This is a genomic window from Blautia sp. CAG:257 (assembly GCF_000433815.1).
GTDB classification, from domain to species: Bacteria; Bacillota; Clostridia; order Lachnospirales; family Lachnospiraceae; genus Blautia_A; species Blautia_A caecimuris.
Map to the genome: position 1 here is coordinate 49,815 of NZ_HF999126.1, position 4,770 is coordinate 54,584.

The 4,770-nt window shown below is 46.8% G+C and carries 6 protein-coding genes; all 6 read left to right on the plus strand.

Annotation, left to right across the window (positions count from 1 at the left end):
• Positions 1–314: acetyl-CoA carboxylase biotin carboxyl carrier protein (accB, locus tag QVP40_RS13670; RefSeq protein WP_288200613.1), on the plus strand; the 314-nt coding region annotated here is incomplete at its 5' end.
• Positions 315–336: 22 nt separating this feature from the next.
• Positions 337–1,683 carry an acetyl-CoA carboxylase biotin carboxylase subunit gene (accC, locus tag QVP40_RS13675; RefSeq protein ID WP_022068923.1) on the plus strand — a complete coding sequence of 449 codons (1,347 nt, stop codon included), beginning with the start codon at positions 337–339 and terminating at the stop codon, positions 1,681–1,683.
• Positions 1,684–1,697: 14 nt separating this feature from the next.
• Complete coding sequence (locus QVP40_RS13680; RefSeq protein WP_022068924.1) at positions 1,698–2,465, plus strand: LamB/YcsF family protein; 768 nt, start codon at positions 1,698–1,700, stop codon at positions 2,463–2,465.
• Between the two features lie 208 nt (positions 2,466–2,673).
• Positions 2,674–3,582: an NAD(P)/FAD-dependent oxidoreductase gene (locus tag QVP40_RS13685; protein ID WP_330361955.1), complete on the plus strand. Its 909-nt coding sequence runs from the start codon at positions 2,674–2,676 to the stop codon at positions 3,580–3,582.
• 14 nt (positions 3,583–3,596) lie between these two features.
• Complete coding sequence (gene trxA / locus QVP40_RS13690; RefSeq protein ID WP_022068926.1) at positions 3,597–3,899, plus strand: thioredoxin; 303 nt, start codon at positions 3,597–3,599, stop codon at positions 3,897–3,899.
• Between the two features lie 24 nt (positions 3,900–3,923).
• Positions 3,924–4,770: B12-binding domain-containing radical SAM protein (locus tag QVP40_RS13695; RefSeq protein ID WP_288200614.1), on the plus strand; the 847-nt coding region annotated here is incomplete at its 3' end.

Consider the following 4,770-nt stretch of genomic DNA (forward strand, 5'->3'; position numbering starts at 1 on the left):
CAGCCGGAGTGCCGGCAGCAGCGGCTGCGGGTGCACCGGGGCCGGCTGTGGAAGAAGCGGATCAGGAAGATGAGAAGCTCTTTATCACTTCTCCCATTGTGGGAACCTTTTATTCAGCTCCGGCGCCGGATGCCCCGACTTTTGTAAAGGTGGGAGACCAGGTAAAAAACGGACAGACAGTATGTATTCTGGAAGCAATGAAGCTGATGAATGAGATCCAGAGCGATTTTGACTGTGAGATCGAAGCAGTTCTTGTAAGCAATGAGCAGAAGGTAGAATACGGACAGCCTCTGTTCCGTGTGAAAAAATTATAAAAGCCGGAGGGAGGCCTGAATATTGTTTAACAAAATTTTGATTGCCAACCGGGGAGAAATTGCTGTCCGAATTATCCGCGCCTGCAGAAACTTAGGCATACGCAGTGTGGCTGTCTATTCCAAAGAGGATGCCAAAAGCCTTCATGTACAGCTGGCAGACCAGAGAATCTGTATTGGAGAGGGCCCTGCCAGAAACAGTTATCTGAATATGGACAGGATCATCCAGGCAGCCAGAAATATGGGAGCGGACGCCATTCATCCCGGATTTGGATTTTTATCTGAAAACAGTGAATTTGTCCGCAGATGTCAGGAAAACGGGATTACCTTCATAGGTCCGGACGCAGACGTGATCGATAAAATGGGAAATAAATCTCAGGCAAGAAAAACCATGATGGAAGCCGGAGTTCCTGTAGTGCCGGGAACAAAGGAACCTGTTTATGATGCGGAAACAGGACTGAAGCTTGCCGGAGAGATCGGATATCCGGTTATGATCAAGGCATCCTCCGGAGGCGGCGGAAAAGGAATGAGAGTAGCTGCTTCAGAGGATGAATTTGAATTTCAGTTTAATGTGGCTCAGAGAGAATCGGCAAACGCTTTTGGCGACGACACCATGTATATTGAGCGGTTTGTGGAAAATCCCCGTCATGTGGAAATTCAGATCATGGCAGATAAATTCGGAAATGTTGTGGCTCTTGGAGAAAGAGACTGCTCTGTTCAGAGAAATCATCAGAAGCTGATCGAAGAATCTCCGTCTCCGGCTATCACAGAGGAAACCAGAGAGAAAATGAACCAGTATGCGGTACTGGCTGCCAAAACAGTAAACTACACCAATGCAGGAACCATTGAGTTTATTGTAAGCCCGAAGGGTGAATTCTTTTTTATGGAAATGAATACCCGGATTCAGGTAGAGCATGGCGTTACAGAAATGGTTACAGGCACGGATCTGATCATTGAGCAGATCAGAGTTGCCATGGGACTTCCGCTGAGCTTTAAACAGGAGGATGTGAAGCTGCGCGGCCACGCTATTGAATGCAGGATCAACGCAGAGATACCGGAAAAGAATTTTATGCCAAGTCCAGGTGTGGTTCAGCATCTTCATCTTCCGGCAGGAAACGGAGTGCGGGTGGATACCGGACTTTATACAGGGTACCGGATCCCCTCTGAATATGATTCCATGATCGCCAAGGTGATCGTCCATGCTCCGGACCGTGAGGCTGCTCTCCAGAAAATGCGTTCTGCGCTGGATGAGATGCTGATCGTAGGAGTGGAAACAAATCTTGATTTTCAGTATCAGATCATGAGACATCCGGTATTCTGTGAAGGAAAGGCAGATACAGGATTTATTGAAAATCTGATGCATATTAAATAGGAGTGACAGGATTTATGTACAAAGTAGATTTAAACAGTGACCTGGGAGAAAGCTTTGGCAATTATACCATTGGAAATGACGATAAGGTGATCCCTCTGATCACATCAGCCAATGTAGCCTGCGGCTATCATGCTTCTGATCCCGTTGTGATGGATAAGACTCTTGGCATGGCAAAAGAAGCCGGCATTCGTGTGGGGGCGCATCCGGGCTTTCCGGATCTGATGGGATTTGGCAGAAGGAATTTAAGCGTCAGCCCTGACGAGGCAAAGGCTTATGTCCTGTATCAGCTTGGAGCGCTGGAAGCCTTCTGCAGAGTCCATCATATGAAAATGCAGCATGTGAAGCCTCATGGAGCCCTTTACAATATGGCTGCCAAAGACTATGAGCTGTCTCTTGCAATCTGTCAGGGGATCAAAGACTTTGATCCGGAGCTTATTGTTCTGGCTCTTTCCGGCGGCGAGCTTGCCCGGGCGGCAAAAGACCTGGGACTTCGCACCGCGCTGGAGGTTTTTGCGGACCGTGCCTATGAGGAGGACGGTTCTCTTGTAAACCGCCGTAAAGAAGGCGCAATGATCACAGACGAGGAGCTTGCGGTTTCCCGTGTAGTGCGGATGGTAAAAGAGAAAAAGGTTACGGCAATTACCGGAAAGGATATTCCTATTCAGGCAGATTCTGTGTGTGTTCACGGAGACGGGGCCAAGGCCCTTGCGTTTGTGGAAAAAATCCGCAGAGCTCTGACCGATGAGGGCGTGGAGATCTGTGCCCTTGACAGGATTGTATAAATGTGAATAAAATAAGACAGAATCAGTTCAGAACTTCTGGACGGTTCTGTCTTACTTATTGTTAGAGCAAGCCGGTGGTCGTGATTCTTATTTTCAAAGAAGTTTGAATCGGACTTGTATGCTTTGTCCAAAACAGAAATTTTTATTCTGTGATAAAATCACAGAAATCTTTTCAGGAAAACAGTATACTATAGAAAAAGGCAGGTGAATGAAAATGGAACATGTAGTGATCATTGGCGCAGGTCCGGCAGGGATTTCCGCAGCTCTTTATACAGCCAGAGGAAATCTGGATCCTCTTGTGATCCACACAGGGATCGGAGCCCTTGAAAAAGCAGAAAAAATAGAAAATTATTATGGCCTGGAGAAGCCTCTTTCCGGGCAGGAGCTTTTTGACAGAGGAATTGCCCAGGCAAAGGCTCTGGGAGTCAGAGTCATGGAAACCCAGGTTCTGGGGATCAGCGGATTTGATACTTTTACAATCAGAACAACAGACGGAGACATAGAAACAGAAAGTGTGATCCTTGCTACAGGAAGTAAACGGGCAGCGTCCTCTATTCCGGGAATCAGGGAATACGAAGGAAAAGGAGTCAGCTACTGCGCTATCTGCGATGCCTTTTTTTACAGGGGAAAACAGGTTGCAGTTCTGGGAAACAGTGATTTTGCCCTTCATGAGGCAGAGCAGCTGAAAAATGTGACGCCTTCCGTGACGATTTATACCAATGGGGAAAAGCCTGAATTTTCAAGAGAACATGATATTCAGGTGAATACCATGAAAATCCAGTCAGTAGAAGGTGGGAATACTGTTTCCGGCCTTCGGATGGAACAGGATATGAGTACCCTGGAAAGTGATGGTCAGAAGGAGTCTTTTTATCCGGCTGACGGGATATTCGTAGCTCTTGGAACAGCGGGAAGTACGGAGATTGCCCGGCAGATGGGAGCTGAACTTACAGAAAAAGGAAATATCAGAGTAAATCAGGAAATGGAAACAACGATTCCGGGACTTTTTGCAGCAGGAGACTGTACAGGCGGCCTGCTTCAGGTAGCGACAGCTGTCTCAGAAGGTTGCGCGGCAGGAATCAGCGCAGGAAAATATATCCGAAGAAAATTCAAAAAATAAAGGAGCGATTGATTATGGAAATTACTTTAACATCACAGAATTTTGAAACAGAGGTACTTCAGTCAGAAAAGCCGGTTCTGGTGGATTTCTGGGCAACCTGGTGCGGCCCGTGTATGCGGCAGGCGCCTATTGTAGAAGAGATCGCAGCTGAGGGATATACAGTAGGGAAGGTGGATGTGGACCAGGAACCTGCTCTTGCCCAGCAGTTTCGGATTATGAGTATTCCCACTCTTCTGGTGTTTAAGAACGGAAAAGAAGCAAACCGTGTCGTAGGACTCACCTCCAAGAATGATCTGCTTGCTCTTCTTAATGACTGAAGCAAGCATCGGGGAGTCTGACATATGAAAATTTTGCTGGCAGCATGCAACGCAAAATACATCCACTCCAATCCGGCAGTGTATGATCTCAGAGCGTTTGCATCTGAATATAAAGAACACATACTTCTTGGGGAGTATACCATTAATCAGACAAAGGATGAGATCCTGAAGGAGATTTACAGAAGCGGCGCAGAGGTAGTTTGCTTTTCCTGCTATATCTGGAATATTTCCTTTGTCCGGGAACTGATCTTTGACCTTAAAAAAATACTTCCGGGTACGGCCTTCTGGGTCGGAGGCCCGGAGGTTTCTTTTGATGCGGAAAATTTTTTAAAGGAAATGCCTCAGGTAACAGGCGTTATGGTGGGGGAAGGAGAAGAAACCTTTCTGGAGCTTGCCCGTTATTACATAGAGAAAAAAGGGACGCTGGCAGATATCAGGGGGATTGCTTTCCGGGAAAACGGCGAGATCTTTCACAACGGATGGCGGGAAGTAATGGATTTAAGCAGAGTTCCCTTTGCCTATGAGCAGACAGAGGATTTTGCAAACAGGATCATTTATTATGAAAGCAGCAGAGGCTGTCCTTTTTCCTGCAGCTACTGCCTTTCTTCCATTGATAAAAAGCTTCGGTTCCGCAATCTGGAGCTTGTAAAAAAAGAGCTTCAGTTTTTCCTGGATAAAAAGGTTCCTCAGGTAAAGTTTGTGGACAGGACCTTTAACTGTAAACACGATCATGCAATGGAAATCTGGAAGTATATTCTGGAGCACGACAACGGAGTGACGAATTTCCACTTTGAAATATCCTCTGATCTGCTTCGTGAGGAAGAGCTGGAGCTGATGAGCAGAATGCGCCCCGGACTGATCCAGCTTGAGA